The organism is Prescottella sp. D32 (assembly GCF_037287305.1).
Classification (GTDB): domain Bacteria; phylum Actinomycetota; class Actinomycetes; order Mycobacteriales; family Mycobacteriaceae; genus Prescottella; species Prescottella equi.
In genome coordinates this window covers 406,038-422,496 of sequence record NZ_JARBSW010000004.1, presented here as the reverse complement: position 1 = coordinate 422,496, position 16,459 = coordinate 406,038, and the positions used below count along the sequence as shown (strand labels likewise).

The window sequence follows — 16,459 nt, the reverse complement described above, 5'->3', positions numbered from 1 at the left end:
TCGTTGGTGGACGCGGTAGGACAGCAGAACGTGAGCTCCAGTCCCGGCGCCGACCGCATTCTCACGATCCCCAACGTTCTGAGCATGATCCGGTTAGCGGGCGTGCCGCTGTTCCTGTATCTGCTGCTGGGACCGCAGGCCGACGGCTGGGCGTTGGCAGTGCTGATGCTCAGTGGATTCACGGACTGGGCGGACGGCAAACTGGCCCGCCTGCTGAACCAGATGTCGCGCCTCGGGGCCCTGCTCGATCCGTTCGTCGACCGTCTGTACGTCATCTCGACGCTCGTCGCGTTCGTCCTGCGCGACATCATCCCGTGGTGGCTCGCCGCGATCCTGATCGGGCGCGATTTGATCCTCGCGCTCACGCTCCCGGTGTACCGCCGTCGGGGTCTTCCCCCGCCGGACGTGATCTACCTCGGCAAGGCCGCGACGTTCGCGTTGATGTTCGCACTCCCGATCCTGCTGGCCGCCCAGAGCGACTGGGCAGGAGCGGCGATCGCGAACGCCTGGGGCTACGCACTGCTCGTGTGGGGAACGGTGCTCTACGTCTGGACCGCGGTCATCTACATCGCGAAAGCGGTCGGCGTGGCGCGCGCGGTGGCCCGGAGCGGCCCGTGAGCGACGCGCCCCGGTCGGTGCGACGGAATCCGGTCCCGTCGCTGCTGAAGTCCCTCATGAACGATCACCTCGACCCCGGATACGCCGGGGCGGCTGCGGATCGGGAACAGGGGCACTCGAAGCCGCCCCGCATCGCGGCCGGCGCGTGGATCGCGCTCGGGGCGCTGCTGGTGGGAATGGTGTTCGGCATCGCGTACGCGCAGGCGTCGTCGTCGGCCTCCGACGCGGACGCGACCCGAGCCGAGATGCTGACGAAGGTGCGTGACGCCGAGGACCGCGGCCGCAGCCTCGCCACCACACGCGACGATCTGACCGCACGCGTCGACGACCTGCGGGCCAAGGTGCTCGCCGGCGACGCGGAGGGCGCCCAGCTGCTCACCGAACTGCGAACCCTCGAGTCCGCCGCCGCGGCGGAACCCGTGCACGGACCCGGCATCGTCGTGACGTTGACCGACCCTGCCGCCCGCCCCGACCTGTCGGACTCGTCACAGCGGGTGCCGGGCTCGCCGCAGTCCGGTGTGCTCGACCGGGATCTGCAGTCCGTCGTCAATGCGCTCTGGGCCAGCGGAGCGGAAGCCGTCGCCGTCGGCGACGTCCGGATCGGTCCGGGCGTCACGATCCGCCAAGCGGGCGGGGCGATGCTCGTCGACAATCAGCCCGTGCCGTCGCCCTACCGGGTCTCGGCCATCGGACCGCCCGCCAAGTTGCAGACGAGTTTCGTCGTGAGCGACGCCTACCTTCGGATGGCGGCGGTCCGCGATTTCTACGGCGTGGGCTTCACCATCGCCGAGTCGGACGACCTGCAGCTGCCCGCTGCGGCAGGTCGTGAAGTGCGGTACGCAAAGGAAACGGGGGCCCCGTGAAAGTGAAGGGTGGATACGCGCTCTACGGAGTGCTCGCACTCGTCGTCGGCATCGTCGTCGGGGTCGTGTTCAGCCCGCAGGTGCCCGACGCCGTCCAGCCCTATCTGCCGATCGCCGTGGTCGCCGCCCTCGACGCCGTCTTCGGCGGCCTGCGTGCCTACCTCGACGAGATCTTCGACTCGAAGGTCTTCGTCGTGTCCTTTGTGTTCAACGTTCTCGTCGCCGCGCTGATCGTCTGGCTCGGTGACCAACTGGGCGTCGGAACACAGCTGTCCACCGCGATCATCGTCGTGCTCGGCATCCGCATCTTCGGGAACGCGGCCGCACTGCGGCGGCGCCTGTTCGGAGCGTGATCGGCATGCAGGACAACGGGACTCCCACCGGGCCACGGACCGACGGGCGGCACGAGATGCCGTCGAAGGGACCGGCACGATCCCGCGCGCGTTTCGGGTTCGGACTGCTCGCGGTCCTGCTCATGGCAGCGCTGGGTGTGGCGATCGCGACGCAGGTGACCAGTACCGGCTCGGGCGACAACCTCGACTCTGCCCGCCCCGCGGACCTGCTCGTCGTTCTCGGCAACCTCAACCAGCGCGAGGCGGCGCTGCGGCAGGAGATCGCCGGACTCGAACAGACCCTGTCGAAACTCGAAGCCGGTGGGGGCGGTTCGGGCGCCGCGCTCGACGAGGCGAAGGCCCGCCTGTCGGCGCTCTCCATCCAGGTCGGCACGGTGGCCGCGACCGGGCCCGGGGTGACGCTGACGATCCAGGATCCCGGCAGGTCGGTCGGCTCCGAGGTGATCCTCGACCTACTGCAGGAACTGCGGGCCGCGGGAGCGGAGGCGATCGAGATGCAGGGTGCCGGTGCGGACCCGATCCGGATCGGGGTGGACTCGTGGGTCAGCGGCGGCGGGGGCGACATCACGGTCGACGGGCGCAACGTGTCCGCGCCGTTCCGCGTCGTCGCGATCGGTGATCCGCCGACGCTGGCTGCGGCCCTGAACATCCCCGGCGGCGTGGTCGACACCGTCGCGCGGAGCGGCGGACAATTGCGGATCGAACAATCGCCGCAGGTCACCGTGACCGCCTTGCGGGAGATCTCACCGCGCCAATACGCTCATCCCGGAAACTGATCTTCTGCGGTCCGCTCGTCGGACCTCCTCGAAAGGACGCCACCGTGAGTGAGCTCGCTACCCCCGACGATCTGCGCTACACAGCAGAGCACGAATGGGTGCGGCGGACGGGTCCGACGACGGTACGAGTCGGCATCACCGACTTCGCCCAGTCGCAGCTCGGTGACGTCGTGTTCGTCCAGCTCCCCGCAGTGGGGGAGGACGTGACCTCCGGCGACTCGTTCGGCGAGGTCGAGTCCACGAAGAGCGTGTCCGACATCTATGCGCCGCTGACCGCGAAAGTGGTTGCCGTGAACGAGGATCTGGACGGCAGCCCCGAGCTGGTGAACTCCGAGCCGTACGGAAACGGCTGGCTCGTGGACCTCGAGGTCGAGGACGAGGCGGGCCTCGACTCGGTGCTCGCCGCAACCCTGGACGCCGAGGCCTACCTCGCGCTGTCCGGGAGCTGATTTCGCGGGTCGCCGCGCGGCCTGTCCACCTACACGCACCGGCACTCTCAGGGTACGGTCGAGGTGAGCGCAAGGCCGTCTCGGTGCGCACATCCGCATCGGAATGTGATCGTGGCCGCGGCGTCGTCACACGACGTCGTCGGGGCCGAGTTGGACCGCGTGAACCCGGGAGCGCCGCGAGCGCTCCCGGTTCGTCGGATTGAGGAGGAGAAACGGTGAGCGAGAACGGCAACGATGCGGTTTACGGAGAAACGCCGGCCGAGACCACATCGGTTTTCCGTGCGGATTTTCTCAGCGAGATGGACACCCAGTCGTCGCAGACGGCCGAGGCTCCGGTGTCCGGGGTCGAGGGTCTGCCTGCCGGGTCCGCGCTGCTCGTCGTGAAGAGAGGCCCCAACGCGGGCTCGCGGTTCCTGCTCGACCAGCCGACCACGTCGGCCGGCCGGCATCCCGACAGCGACATCTTCCTCGACGACGTGACGGTCAGTCGTCGGCACGCCGAGTTCCGCCAGGACGACGACGAGTTCCAGGTGGTCGACGTGGGAAGCCTCAACGGCACCTACGTCAACCGCGAGCCCGTCGATTCGGCGGTGCTGGCGAACGGCGACGAGGTCCAGATCGGCAAGTTCCGACTGGTCTTCCTCACCGGCCCGCGCGGCAACAGCGGCGGCCCCCAGATCGGCGAATCCGCGGCGGGTGCAGGTAGCTGATGACCGCCGTTCGGCAGGACGCCGCCACGGGCATGTCGATCGGCACGGTGCTCGATCGACTGCGTCCGGATTTCCCGGACGTCACGATCTCCAAGATTCGGTTCCTGGAGGCCGAGGGGCTCATCAGCCCCGAACGGACGCCGTCGGGCTATCGGCGGTTCTCGATCGCGGACTGCGAGCGGCTTCGCTACGTGCTCACGGCACAGCGGGACCAGTACCTGCCGCTGAAGGTGATCAAGGAACAGTTGGAGGCGATCGACAAGGGCGCGGCCACCGTGGGCGCCGTCGATTCGGCTCCCCGGCGCCCACGCCCCCTCGCGGTAGCCCCGGGGGAGGTGTCCCCCGAGGAGTTCCGGTCCGACCGTGAGGTGCGGATCAGCCGAGACGACCTGATCGAACGTTCCGGCATCGACGTCAAGTTCCTGAACGAACTCCTGCGCAGCGGACTGGTGGTGCCCGGAGCCGCCGGTTTCTTCGACGAGGACGCGGTCATCCTGGCGCGGACCGCGAAGGCGATGTCCGAGTTCGGGCTCGAGGTGCGGCATCTGCGGGCCTTCAAGCTCGCCGCCGACCGCGAAGCAGGCCTCGTCGCCCAGATCGCCGGTCCGGTCGCGAAGGGACGCGATGCAGGTGCGCGCGATCGCGCGGAGGAGATGGTCCGCGAACTCGCGGCGCTGTCACTGACTCTGCACACGTGCCTCGTCAAGGCTGCGGTTCGTGGAGCGCTCGATCGCTGACGACCACAGCAGGTTCGAATAGAATCGGGGCAGTACGTCAAGCGGGGCTCGTCCGCCGTCCGCGGTGGATCCGGTCACCGGTACGAGGTGGAGGACGCGATGAGTGAGATGCGTGTGATCGGGATCCGTGTCGAGCAGCCGCAGAACCAGCCGGTGCTGTTGCTGCGGGAGAGCAACGGTGATCGCTATCTGCCGATCTGGATCGGCCAGACGGAAGCGACGGCGATCGCGCTGGAGCAGCAGGGAGTGGAACCCGCGCGCCCACTCACGCACGACCTCATCAAGGATCTGCTCGATGCGTTCGGGCACACGCTGCGCGAAGTGCGGATCGTGGATCTGCAGGCCGGCACCTTCTACGCGGATCTCGTGTTCGACGGGGATGTGCGGGTCTCGGCCCGTCCTTCGGACTCCGTGGCCATCGCGCTTCGGATCGGCGTGCCGATCTTCGTCGAGGAGGCGGTGCTCGCAGAAGCCGGGCTGGTGATGCCGGACGAGCGCGAGGACGAGGTGGAGAAGTTCAAGGAATTTCTCGAGTCGGTCTCTCCGGACGATTTCAAGGCCACCGACGGCTGACTCCTCAACCTCAAGTTCAGGTTGAGACTCTTGGGCGCGTCGCGTTGACCCGGCCCCCGCGGGTCCCTAGCGTCTTGCATGCGAACGCGCGCCACGCTGTGAATCCGGGGCGTACGCTGAGTGGATCCACAGTTCGGGTTTACTCGATGTCACGAGTGTGTGATCGACGGGTTGCAGAAGTTCGGCAGTACCGTCACCGCCACTGAACACACGAGAGGGAGTAGTCCGTGGGAGATCGGCCGCAGGAGCAGCAGTTGGACCTCGCCGACGAGGCAACCGGCCAGGCATCGATCGAGACGTCGACCGTCGACGACGTGCAGCCCGGACTGTTCCCCGACGACACCGTTCCCGACGAGCTCGTCGGCTACCGGGTGCCCACGGCATGTCAGATCGCCGGCATCACCTACCGGCAGCTCGACTATTGGGCCCGCACCAACCTCGTGGTCCCGTCGATTCGCGGGGCCGCCGGCTCCGGCAGTCAGCGGCTGTACTCCTTCAAGGACATCCTCGTCCTGAAGATCGTGAAGCGTCTCCTCGACACCGGCATCTCACTGCAGAACATTCGCGTCGCGGTGGACCACCTGCGCCAGCGCGGTGTCGGCGATCTGGCGCGCATCACCCTCTTCTCCGACGGCACCACCGTCTACGAGTGCACGTCTCCGGAGGAGGTAGTCGACCTGCTGCAGGGTGGTCAGGGCGTGTTCGGGATCGCGGTCAGTGGCGCGATGCGGGAGCTGACCGGAACGATCGCCGATTTCCCGGCCGAGCGCGCGGACGGTGGCGAGGCCACCCAGAGCCCCGAGGACGAGTTGGCGTCGCGCCGGAAGAACCGCGGCGCACGCAAGACCGGCTAGGCGATCACCGCCGCTCAGCCTGTTCGGTAGGCGCGCGGTCGTGACATAGACTGACGGTGCGTCGCCGTCGCGCGGGAGAGTTCCGGGCAGATCTGTATGTGCTGCCCGGGCGCCGAAGGAGCAGCACCTCCCCGTTAATCTCTCAGGCACCCAGGACCGTGCGGGCTCCGACGCCTCTGGAAAGCGGTGGGAGCACCCACCCGCCCACGGGGAAAGGCGTACGCCGTCCGAGTCTCCGCCCGGCCGGTGTGGCAGCCGAATCTCTCAGGCGCTCGGAAGATCGAGCAGGCGACAGAGGGGGAGGACCGTTCCGCCGGAACGCATCCTGTACCCGTCGAACCGCCTGGGAGTTCACTTGATCGACGCTCGTAGCCATTCGTTCGCCGACCGTCACGTCGGCCCCGATTCGGCCGAACTGGCACGCATCCTCGACGTCGTCGGCGTCGACTCTCTCGATGAACTCGCAGCGCGCGCCGTTCCGGACAGCATCCTCGATCCCGCCTCCGACGGTGTCGCGGCGGGCCTGGACGCGTTGGATGCGCCTCTTTCCGAGCACGAGGCCCTCGCGGCCCTCGCCGAGCAGGCAGCGCGGAACACCGTCGCCACCTCGATGATCGGTCTCGGCTACTACGACACGCTCACCCCGCCCGTGCTGGTGCGGAACATCCTCGAGAACCCCGCCTGGTACACGGCGTACACCCCGTACCAGCCCGAGATCAGCCAGGGTCGGCTCGAGGCGCTGCTGAACTTCCAGACGATGGTCGGCGACCTCACCGGTATGGAGATCGCGAACTCGTCGATGCTCGACGAGGGCACGGCCGCGGCCGAAGCCATGACGCTGCTGCGCCGGGCGTCGCGGAGCAAGTCGCCGAGGTTCGTCCTCGACACCGATCTCTTCCCGCAGACCCGCGCCGTGGTGATCACCCGCGCCGAGCCGCTCGGCATCGAGATCGTCGAGGCGGACCTGACGCAGGGGCTGCCGGACGGCGAGTTCTTCGGTGTCCTCGCCCAGCTTCCGGGCGCGTCGGGCCGGGTCGTCGACCATGCCGCGATGATCGTGGAAGCGCACGAGCGTGGCGCCCTGGTGGCGGTCGGTGCAGATCTGCTGGCGATGACGCTGCTGACCCCGCCGGGCGAGCAGGGTGCCGATGCGTGCTTCGGCACCACCCAGCGCTTCGGTGTCCCGATGGGCTTCGGCGGCCCGCATGCGGGTTACCTCGCGGTCCACAGCAAGCACGCCCGCCAGCTTCCCGGACGCCTGGTCGGCATCTCGGTGGACGCGGACGGAAACAAGGCATACCGACTGGCGCTGCAGACGCGTGAGCAGCACATCCGCCGGGAGAAGGCGACCAGCAACATCTGCACCGCGCAGGTGCTGCTCGCGATCATCGCGGCGATGTACGCCAGCTATCACGGTGCGGAGGGGCTGAAGGCGATCGCGCAGCGGGTCCACCAGCGCGCCGCCTACCTGGCCGCCGGCCTGCAAGTGGCCGGCATCGAGGTCGTCCACGACGAATTCTTCGACACCGTCCTGGCCCGGGTGCCCGGTCGTGCCGACGAGATCGTCGCGAACGCCAAGGCGTGGGGCGTGAACCTGCGGCTGGTCGACGCCGACCACGTGGCTGTCGCGTGCGACGAGGCGACCACCGAGGCCCACGTGCAGTCCGTGCTCGCGGCGTTCGGGAAGCCCGCCGATGCCGAGATCGCCTACACCCCGGCATCGTTCGGCGACCGCACGTCGGCGTATTTGCAGCACGAGTCGTTCACGAAGTACCGGACCGAGACCGCGATGCTGCGCTACCTGCGCGCACTGTCGGACAAGGACATCGCACTCGACCGCAGCATGATCCCGCTCGGCTCGTGCACCATGAAGCTCAACGCGACTGCCGAGATGGAGCCCATCACGTGGCCCGGCTTCTCGAAGCTGCACCCGTTTGCGCCCGAGGACGCCCCCGGCATGCTGAAGGTCGTCGAGGACCTGCAGGAATGGTTGGCCGCGATCACCGGCTACGACGCGGTGAGCCTCCAGCCGAATGCCGGCAGCCAGGGCGAGTACGCGGGTCTGCTCGCGATCCGCAACTACCACCTCAGCCGTGGTGACGACCACCGCGACACCTGCCTTATCCCTTCCAGTGCGCACGGCACCAACGCCGCGTCCGCGGTCATGGCTGGTATGCGGGTAGAGGTCGTGGCGTGCCGCGGGAACGGTGACGTCGACCTCGACGACCTGCGGTCGAAGATCGCCGACCACGCCGAGCGCCTGGCCGCGATCATGATCACCTATCCGTCGACGCACGGCGTCTACGAGGAGGAGGTCGGCGAGATCTGCGCGGCCGTCCACGACGCCGGTGGTCAGGTGTACGTCGACGGTGCGAACCTGAACGCGCTCGTCGGACTCGCGCGTCCGGGCCGCTTCGGCGGCGACGTCAGCCACTTGAACCTGCACAAGACGTTCTGCATCCCGCACGGCGGCGGCGGTCCGGGCGTGGGGCCGATCGGGGTCCGTTCGCACCTGGCCCCGTTCCTGCCCGGGCACCCCCTGGCGCCCGAACTGGGTGACTGCGGACCGGTGTCGGCGGCACCCTACGGTAGTGCGTCGATTCTGCCCATCACCTGGACGTACATCAAGATGATGGGCGCCCAGGGGCTGCGCCGGGCATCGCTGACCGCGATCGCCTCGGCCAACTACATCGCCCGCCGCCTCGACGAGTACTTCCCGGTCCTCTACACGGGCGAGAACGGCATGGTGGCGCACGAGTGCATCCTCGATCTGCGTCCGCTCACGAAGGAGACCGGTGTGACGGTCGACGACGTCGCCAAGCGACTGGCGGACTACGGCTTCCACGCACCGACGATGAGCTTCCCGGTCGCCGGCACGCTCATGGTGGAGCCGACGGAGAGCGAGAACCTGGCCGAGATCGACGAGTTCTGCGACGCCATGATCTCGATTCGTGGCGAGATCGATCGGGTCGCGGCAGGGGAGTGGCCGGTCGACGACAATCCGCTGCGCGGTGCTCCGCACACCGCCGAATGTCTTGTTTCCGAGTGGAATCACCCCTACTCACGGGAGATTGCGGTGTTCCCGCGCGGCACCGCGCGGCCGAAGGTGTGGCCGGCGGTACGCCGGATCGACGGTGCCCACGGCGACCGCAACCTCGTGTGCTCGTGCCCGCCTATCGAGGCGTACTCCGGCTGACGTCCCAGAGGTGAGGGCGGGCCCTCGGATCGTGGACCCGCCCTCACCGTCTGCCGACGTTGGGCGCGGTTGTGGACATCCGGACGAGACGGAAGTCAGTGAAATACCGAATCTACTGGTCCGGTCTGCGCCTTCCGATACCTGATCGTCGTTGACCTGGCGGTGCGCCCGGCACATGATCGATGGATGGTCGAGGTGCCGGACGAGGTACACACCGCACGGATCGCGGATCTGTTCGATCTGGTCGCGGACAGCTACGACAGTCTGGGCGTGCCGTTCTTCGGGCCCATCGCGGATCGTCTCGTGCGTGCCGTCGCGCCTCGGCCCGGTGCCCGAGCGCTCGACGTCGGATGCGGTAGGGGCGCGGTGCTGTTCCGCCTCGCCGACGCCGTCGGCCCGTCGGGGGAGGTGACCGGAATCGATCTCGCGCCGCGGATGGTGGCCGTGACAGGGCGCGAGGCGCGGACCCGAGGGTTGACCAACGTGCACGTCCAGGTGATGGACGCCATGCGGCCGTCGCTTCCACACGGCCGGTACGACGTCGTCACCGCGTCGTTCATGCTCTTCTTCCTGCCGGATCCGGCGGCCGCGCTGACCGCGTGGCGATCGCTCCTCGTTCCACACGGGACGGTGGGCGTGTCGACGTTCGGCGCGTGGGATCCGCGCTGGGAGGAACTCGACGATCTGTTCGCGCCGTACCGTGACACGCGCTTCTTCCCCGTGGATCCTCGCGATCCGGATGGGCCGTTCGGCGCCGATGCCGCAGTCGAGGCACTGATGCGGACCGCCGGGCTCGTCCACGAGAGGACTACGTCCTTCGATCTCGAACTGGAATTCGACGACCCCGCACAGTGGTATTCGTGGACGCGCTCCCACGGGCAGCGCATGCTGTGGGATTCGATTCCGGAGGATGAACGCGACCACGTTCGGGACGCCGCGCTCGAGCGGGTGGAGGGCTGGCGTGACGACGACGGCCGGGTGGTCACCCGGCACAAGATCCGGTTGACGCTCGCGCAGCGTCCCTGATGTTCGGGCGCCCGGGACCGGGGGAGAGGGGGAGGGGTGTCGAGGATAATCGTTGCCGTGCTGGTGGTCGCGGCGCTTCTCGGGACGGGTTTCGCCTTCTATCGCGCGTTGTCGGACGTCGCCCAGACGTCGACGGAACGGCCTCTGGCCGACGATGTGGCGACCGTACGGGGGCGGACGGCGACCTGCGTCGAACTGCTGCCGGACAGCTGTTCCTTCGATATGCAGTTCGCGTTCGATCGTTGGGGTGACGGCGTGAACGCCTACCTGGCATCCGATCTCGGGCCGTGGGGCCGGGGCGTGTCGGACGCCTCGGCCGCGAAGCTCGGTCTACAGGCGTGCAACCTGTCGTCGATACCGGGGCAGACCTATCTCGAGTTCGAACGCGTCGCGCGGGCCGACCATCCCGACGCGAACACATCGCAGCTGTACCCGTTCTGGGATCAGGCCCGGCGGATTCTCTGTCCCGCAGGCTAGCCGCAGCATCCAGTCCCTCCCGCTCGGTGCGATGGTTGAACTCTGTATGTGACGGAATCGGAGGAAAACCGGAATCTTGCGACTCGCTGCAATCTCACGCGGGTTCACCACCAGTTCTCGAGCAGCCACGACCGGGGAGGGTCAGTCGTCGAGGAAGCCGAGGGAGCGGGCACGATCGATCGCCTCGGTGCGCGAGTGCGCAGTCAACTTTCGATAGAGCGTGCGCTTGTGGGTCTTGACGGTCGAGGTCGACAGGAACATGCGGCTCGCGATCTGTCCGACGGTCAGGCCCTGCACGACACCCTCGAGCACCGTCGCTTCACGGTCGGTGAGCTGCGGGAAGGCCAGCGTCGACGGGTAGTGCTCGCGGGACGGCGCCTCGAGGAACGCGGTCACCGCCGGCGAGGGTCGCGCCGCACGCTGGGAGAGAAGGACGACGGTGTCACGGTCGACGCTCGCGAAGGCGCTCCGTATACCGGTGCGGTCGGCGATCGCGCAGGCGTGGGTCCAGGCACGGAGGGCGTCCTCGTCGCGGCCGAGTCGGCACGCGGCGGCCGCCTCGATCACGAGTGCTTCCAGCTGTGATCGCGCGTACGGCGAACCCAGCCAGTCGTACCGGCGGCACATGGTGATGGCGGACTGGTGATCTCCGGTGAGAAGGTGCGCCCGTGCGGCAGCAACGACGCCCCACGGCGTGTCGGACGTCAGCGAACCGGCGATCACCCGGGCCCGCGCGATGTCGCCGAGCGCGAGACACACCTCGATCTCGACAGCGGAGAGCAGCGACTGCACGAAGGCGCCGTTTGCAGTCGTCCGCGCGTCGGCGAACACACCGAGCGCCGCGAGTCCGTCCGCCGGTTCGCCCGTCGCGATGGCGTACCTGCAGCGGGCGTACGTCACGAACGGCCACAGTTCCACGACTTCCGGGAGAACGCGCAAGCTTTCGACCGCGCGTTCCGCAGATGTGAGGTCGAGTTCGTCGATCGCGGTGAGCACGCGGGCGACAGCACCGCCGATGCGGACGAGGGCTTCGATCCATTCGTCGGGCGGCGGGATCCGCGCCTCGGCGGCGAGCCAGTCGTGTGCTCGCTGCAGTTCGCCGGCGAAGGCCCAGTTGAGGGCCGAGTTGCCGGCCGCATTCCGCGAGATGTAGTCCATGCGACGTGCCGCACCGAGTCGGTGTGCGAGCCGCAGCTCGACGGTGGAGTCCGCGAAGTCGCCCGCCAACTGATACGTGAGGCCGCTCTGCATCCGGAGGAACGGCAGTAGGTCGGTGATCGCGTCGGGGTCCGTGTCCAGCAGCCGTCCCACCGAAACGTGCAGCCTGCGTGTCTGATCGGCCGCGGTTTCGTAGTCGCCACCGAGGCGCTGCGAGAGAATCCGGTTCCCGACGATCGTGAGAGCTTCGCGGGGGTCCTCGACCACTGTGAGGTCGAGGAGGTCGGCGGTGTCGTAGCGGGCCTCGTCGTTCGAGGGATCGCCCGACAGCTGTCGCACGAGGTTGCGCAGCATCGTGAGACCGGGCTGGGCGTCCAGCACTTCGGCCGGGAGCGCGAGGAGCGCTTCGCGGAGGACGTCGATGTGCGTGTTGACCAGAGTTGCGGCCTGTCGGTTCAACAGATCGACGGCGAGGTCCCAGTCCTCGGCCTCGGCGGCACAGCGCAGCGCCGCGCCGTGATCGCCGCGGTCCCGATGATGGAGAGCCAGCAGCCGAGACCGCGCCGCGGGTTCGAGGCCCTCCGCGCGCTGCACGCTGACCAGTTCCGTCCGTACCGCGGGTGGCAGCATCCAGGCGTCGCCGTCGACGGTGTCCCGGTAGTCCAGGATTCCCCTGGATTCGAGGGCGTGCAGATGGCGCGCCGAGTCGGGGCCACCACCGAGGTACTGCGCGAGCTCCACGGTGACCACGCGTGCGGTCGCGGTACGGACCAGGAAGCGTTGCAGTTCGGTGTCGACCGCGGAGAGGATGTCGTGGTGGACGTACGTCGTGACCACGTCGGCGCAGGCCTGTTCGAGCACCTCGCCCGCCGGTACGCCTGCCGATGTCGTCGATGCCAGCACCGCCGTGCAGAGCCGGGGTAGTCCGCCGGTCCGGCGGTGGAGACCGTCCAGAACTGCGTCGGACGGTTCGTGCCCGGCGCAGCCGAACAGTTCCCGCAAGTCGTCGGGCGTGTACAGAAGGTCGTCTGCGCGGAGCGAGTCGTGGTCGGGCGTGAAGGTCAGCGGATCCTCGAAGGTCGACCGCCCGACCACCGTCGCCAGGACGTCGACCGCGAGGTGCTCGTCGACGAACTCGTGGATCCGGCGTTCGACGATCGGATCACCGAGCAGGTCCACGCGTTCGAGGACGATGTCCAGCGGGTCCCCGGCGCCGGTCGGTGCGCGGTAGACCTGTGTCCAGTAGTCGTCGACGGACGTCGTCGGCTGGGGCGGTGGGATGTGGAGTGTGCGGCGTCCCGCGGCCGGCGATGTCGTGAGCCACGCCGACGCCAGCGCCGACTTCCCGAACCCGTGGGGCGCCCGGACGACGGTGAGTCCCGAAGTCCGGCGGAGTCGGTGCAGCAACCTCGTCGGCGCCCAAACGGCGATCCGGTTGCTGGTGAACTCCTGGGTCATGGGTGTCCTTCGGTTTCGGCGACCGACCGCATCCGCAGAGAAGGTGGGGGCATGGACGATCGGCAGAACTCTCATCCACGCACATATCGGGCGAACCGACCAGTGGTGGGCGCGTGTCACGTCGTTTGTCACCCGCGACTTCACCCGTGCCCGCACTGCACGCCCGGTCAGCGGGACGGTTGCGGGCGGCTCGCGAGTTCGAGGATGGTGATCTCCGGTGGCACACCGACCCGAACGGGCGGTCCCCACGCGCCTGCCCCGCGCGTCGTGTACAGCACGGTGTCGCCCACCTGATCGAGGCCGGTCACCGACGGCTGCTGCAGGGGGACGAGATACCCCAGCGGCCACATCTGGCCACCGTGTGTGTGACCCGACAGTTGCAGGTCCACCCCGAGTTCGGACGCCTCGACCGCCTGCTTCGGCTGGTGTGCGAGAAGCAGCACGAAACGGTCGGGGTCGCGTCCGGCGAGCGCGGCCGGAAGATCCGGTTCGTAGGGCGCGGGGGAGGTGCGGTCATGGATGCCAACCAGGTCGATGACCCCGCCGCCGCGGTGGATCTCGACGCGCTCGTTGCGCAGCGTGCGGATACCGAGCGTGTCCCACAGATCCAGCCAGCGGCCACCGTCGCCCGCGTAGAACTCGTGGTTGCCGCTGACCCCGAACACGCCCAGCGGGGCGCGCAGATCCCGCAACGGCTCGAGGTCGCGGCCGACCTTCGCGACGGTGCCGTCGACGAGGTCGCCGCCGAGCAGGACCAGCTCGGGCTTCTGGGCGTTGACGAGATCGACGACCTTGCGCGTGAACCCGATCCCTCGTGACGGACCGACGTGCAGGTCCGTCACGAGGGCGATGCGCATGCCGGCGAACTCGCTCGGCAGGCGCCGCAGCGGTACCCGGACCCGCTGGATCCGGGGAGTGTGGGCCTCGACGACGCCGTAGCCCGTGGCACCGATCGCGGCGACCGTCACCGCGGCCGTCGCACCGCGCAACACCCGGCGGCGGGACGGGTCGGTGGGCTGCGGGCGTCCGGCGAGGCGTGCGACACCAGACCCGGCGCCGACCAGTATCAACCCGAGCACGAGGTAGAGCAGAGCCGCAAGCCATACCCAGCCGACGAAGCCGGGGATCCGCGCCCAGGCCGGGTCGAACACCTCACCGCTACCGACCCCGACGAGCGCCAGCACCCACAGCACGATCAGCGTGACGTCGACGGCGCGGGCCGGCCGTCCGGTCAGCCCGGTCGCGCGTACCAGACGGCGGTGCACCCAGTAGCTCACCAGCGCGAGGAAGGCCCCGAAGATCGCGATGCGGATCACGGCTACGACAGCGTCTTCGCGAACGCGTCCCCGAGGGCGGGACCCTGCGTGGACGGTACGGCGATCAGCGTGCCGCCGGTGCGGTCCGCCATCGACCGGAGCGTCGCCTGATCGCTGTTCTCGCCGATCGAGACGACGTCGACCCGCACGGGGTGTGCCGCGCCGGTCAGCGACTGCATGAGCTTCTGAGTTCCCACCGAGGTGTCGTCGTTGGGTCCGTCGGTGACGAGCAGCACCGAGTTGGGGCGACCGTCGACGAACCCGTCCACCGCACTGTCGTGCGCGGCAATCACCGACGCGTAGGTCGATGTCGCGGTGGCCGGACGCAGCGACCGCAGCGCCGCCTCGATCCGCTGCCTGCGGTCGCCGTCCGACAGCGGCCCGGTCGGCACCTTCACCAGGTACGGTTTGGCACCGTCGAGGCCGCGGCTGTACACCCACAACCCCACGTCGGACGATGCGGGCAGTGCCGCGATCCGAGCGGACAGCGCGTCGACGGTGTTGCTCAGCCGGGTGCCGTCTCCGTCGGTGTAGCCCATCGACCCGGAGACGTCGAGCAGGATCGTGGTTGCCTGCGGGACGGCCGGATTCGCGAACGTCTGCGCGAGCCGCGTGGCAGCAGGCCCCGTGGCGGGGGTGAGCACCTGTCCCAGCTCGGGCATCGGTGTGCGGTCGGTGGCCGCAGGCGTGCGGTCCCCGACGCGGAACCCCGCGTCCACGAACTGTTGTACCGATTCCGGCTGCCGCATGAAGTCGACGAACTGTGCGGCTGCACGGCCGCGCGTCTCGTCGACCCACGGCGTGGCGAGGATCGTGGCGGGGTGGTCGAGGACCGGAGTCGCGCCCGCCGGTGCGTAGGCGACGAGGCCGCGCGCGTCGTCGCCGGCGGCGTACAGCTGCTGCTCGGTGGCGGGCACTGCGTGGACCGGGGCGGACGCGGGATCCGACCGGCCCGCGAGGAGCTCGACGGCATCGGCGGTGGTGGCGGGTGCGGCGTCGATGGCCTTGCTGCCGTTGGCGAGAGCGCCGACCGCGGCGACCACCTGGGGGGACGCTGCCTGTGTCTCGTCGAGGGGGCCGGTTCCGGCGTTCGCCGTCGCGGCGGCCACGGCGTCGAGCGCGGCGGCGGAATCCGGTCCGGCCGGCAGGGCGAGCTTCAGGCCGCCCCAGCCGCGCAGGCCGATCCCGTCGAGCGAGTCCTTGCCGCTCTGCAGGGCGGGGAGGTTCTGCCACCCGGTCCCGGACGCCGTCAGCGCCGCCGCGAGGTCCTCGGGCGCGACGACGACCACCGGACTCGAGGCAAGTGGCTTGGGGCTGCCGTCCACCACGCCGGCCCCTGCGAGGCGGTCGATCGCGGTGCCGCTCGCCGGGATCCACAGCGCCGGAGCTGGACCGAGATCTTCCTGCCACGGACCGTCCGGCGCCGCGGCGAGTGCCTCGGTCACCGCTGCGGTCGGAGCGTCGTACACGGTCACCGACACGCAGTGGTCCCGGACCACCGGCAGGGTGTCGGTGAACCGGGCGGCGAGATCGCGGACCGGGGCGGCGATGCTCGGGTCCGCGGCGACGTCGAGTCGGATATCGCCCTCGACGCATGCGCCCGCCGCCGCCGTCCCCTGACTGCTCGCGCGGTCCCTGAGCTGGAACCAGCCGACGACGCCGAGCACGATCACGACCACCGACACCAACGCGATGACCGGTCCCTTGCTGACGCCGCGGGTGCGTCGATCACTGCGATGCTGCCCCACGTGGAAAACCGCCTTGCTCTCTACCGCGTCGGACCGGCGCCCGACCGGTCCCGACGAACGCAGTCTAGTGACGAATACGGACGTCCCGACCGCCCGCGGCCCCGGCACCTGTGACGGTGCCGGGGCCGCGGGTGGCGCGCGCGAGGA

At 69.1% G+C, this 16,459-nt stretch carries 15 protein-coding genes and 1 riboswitch; of the genes, 12 read left to right on the top strand and 3 right to left on the bottom strand.

The window, feature by feature from the left end; all coding sequences use genetic code 11:
• The first annotated feature begins 30 nt into the window (after positions 1-30).
• From clsA to PSS76_RS19025, 12 genes are all read left to right on the top strand, one after another.
• Complete coding sequence (gene clsA, locus PSS76_RS19080; protein WP_169819082.1) at positions 31-618, top strand: cardiolipin synthase ClsA; 588 nt, start codon at positions 31-33, stop codon at positions 616-618.
• A 56-nt stretch (positions 619-674) separates the two neighbouring features.
• Positions 675-1,481 (top strand): DUF881 domain-containing protein, encoded by an 807-nt coding sequence (locus PSS76_RS19075; protein WP_044991051.1) that lies wholly within the window; start codon positions 675-677, stop codon positions 1,479-1,481.
• A 2-nt stretch (positions 1,482-1,483) separates the two neighbouring features.
• The gene (locus PSS76_RS19070; protein WP_013416116.1) at positions 1,484-1,834 is read left to right on the top strand and encodes a small basic family protein; all 351 of its coding nucleotides are present in this window, start codon (positions 1,484-1,486) and stop codon (positions 1,832-1,834) included.
• 5 nt (positions 1,835-1,839) lie between these two features.
• Positions 1,840-2,610 carry a DUF881 domain-containing protein gene (locus PSS76_RS19065; protein WP_372442274.1) on the top strand — a complete coding sequence of 257 codons (771 nt, stop codon included), beginning with the start codon at positions 1,840-1,842 and terminating at the stop codon, positions 2,608-2,610.
• A gap of 44 nt (positions 2,611-2,654) precedes the next feature.
• Complete coding sequence (gene gcvH / locus PSS76_RS19060) at positions 2,655-3,059, top strand: glycine cleavage system protein GcvH (protein ID WP_005513083.1); 405 nt, start codon at positions 2,655-2,657, stop codon at positions 3,057-3,059.
• Positions 3,060-3,274: 215 nt separating this feature from the next.
• Complete coding sequence (garA, locus tag PSS76_RS19055; RefSeq protein WP_005513084.1) at positions 3,275-3,769, top strand: glycogen accumulation regulator GarA; 495 nt, start codon at positions 3,275-3,277, stop codon at positions 3,767-3,769.
• Positions 3,769-4,506, top strand: a complete 738-nt coding sequence (gene ftsR, locus PSS76_RS19050; protein ID WP_013416113.1) for a transcriptional regulator FtsR — start codon at positions 3,769-3,771, stop codon at positions 4,504-4,506. The genes garA and ftsR overlap by 1 nt, the downstream gene beginning before the upstream one ends.
• A 99-nt stretch (positions 4,507-4,605) precedes the next feature.
• Complete coding sequence (locus tag PSS76_RS19045) at positions 4,606-5,079, top strand: bifunctional nuclease family protein (protein WP_013416112.1); 474 nt, start codon at positions 4,606-4,608, stop codon at positions 5,077-5,079.
• Positions 5,080-5,306: 227 nt separating this feature from the next.
• Positions 5,307-5,933 (top strand): MerR family transcriptional regulator, encoded by a 627-nt coding sequence (locus PSS76_RS19040; protein ID WP_005513087.1) that lies wholly within the window; start codon positions 5,307-5,309, stop codon positions 5,931-5,933.
• Between the two features lie 62 nt (positions 5,934-5,995).
• A riboswitch (glycine riboswitch) is annotated at positions 5,996-6,102 on the top strand.
• A 186-nt stretch (positions 6,103-6,288) separates the two neighbouring features.
• Positions 6,289-9,129 carry an aminomethyl-transferring glycine dehydrogenase gene (gene gcvP / locus PSS76_RS19035; protein ID WP_084846002.1) on the top strand — a complete coding sequence of 947 codons (2,841 nt, stop codon included), beginning with the start codon at positions 6,289-6,291 and terminating at the stop codon, positions 9,127-9,129.
• A gap of 186 nt (positions 9,130-9,315) precedes the next feature.
• On the top strand, positions 9,316-10,155 hold the full coding sequence (locus PSS76_RS19030; RefSeq protein ID WP_337456538.1) for a class I SAM-dependent methyltransferase: 840 nt from the start codon (positions 9,316-9,318) through the stop codon (positions 10,153-10,155).
• Between the two features lie 36 nt (positions 10,156-10,191).
• Positions 10,192-10,632 (top strand): hypothetical protein, encoded by a 441-nt coding sequence (locus tag PSS76_RS19025; RefSeq protein WP_337456537.1) that lies wholly within the window; start codon positions 10,192-10,194, stop codon positions 10,630-10,632.
• Positions 10,633-10,773: 141 nt separating this feature from the next.
• Here PSS76_RS19025 and PSS76_RS19020 read toward each other — a convergent pair whose 3' ends face one another.
• The 3 genes from PSS76_RS19020 to PSS76_RS19010 form a co-directional block, all read right to left on the bottom strand.
• Positions 10,774-13,248 carry a LuxR C-terminal-related transcriptional regulator gene (locus tag PSS76_RS19020; RefSeq protein WP_337456536.1) on the bottom strand — a complete coding sequence of 825 codons (2,475 nt, stop codon included), beginning with the start codon at positions 13,246-13,248 and terminating at the stop codon, positions 10,774-10,776.
• Positions 13,249-13,415: 167 nt separating this feature from the next.
• Complete coding sequence (locus tag PSS76_RS19015; RefSeq protein WP_337456535.1) at positions 13,416-14,564, bottom strand: metallophosphoesterase; 1,149 nt, start codon at positions 14,562-14,564, stop codon at positions 13,416-13,418.
• A 2-nt stretch (positions 14,565-14,566) separates the two neighbouring features.
• A complete protein-coding gene (locus PSS76_RS19010; RefSeq protein ID WP_081121641.1) occupies positions 14,567-16,312 on the bottom strand; it encodes a substrate-binding domain-containing protein in 1,746 nt (581 codons plus the stop codon).
• Positions 16,313-16,459: the final 147 nt, after the last annotated feature.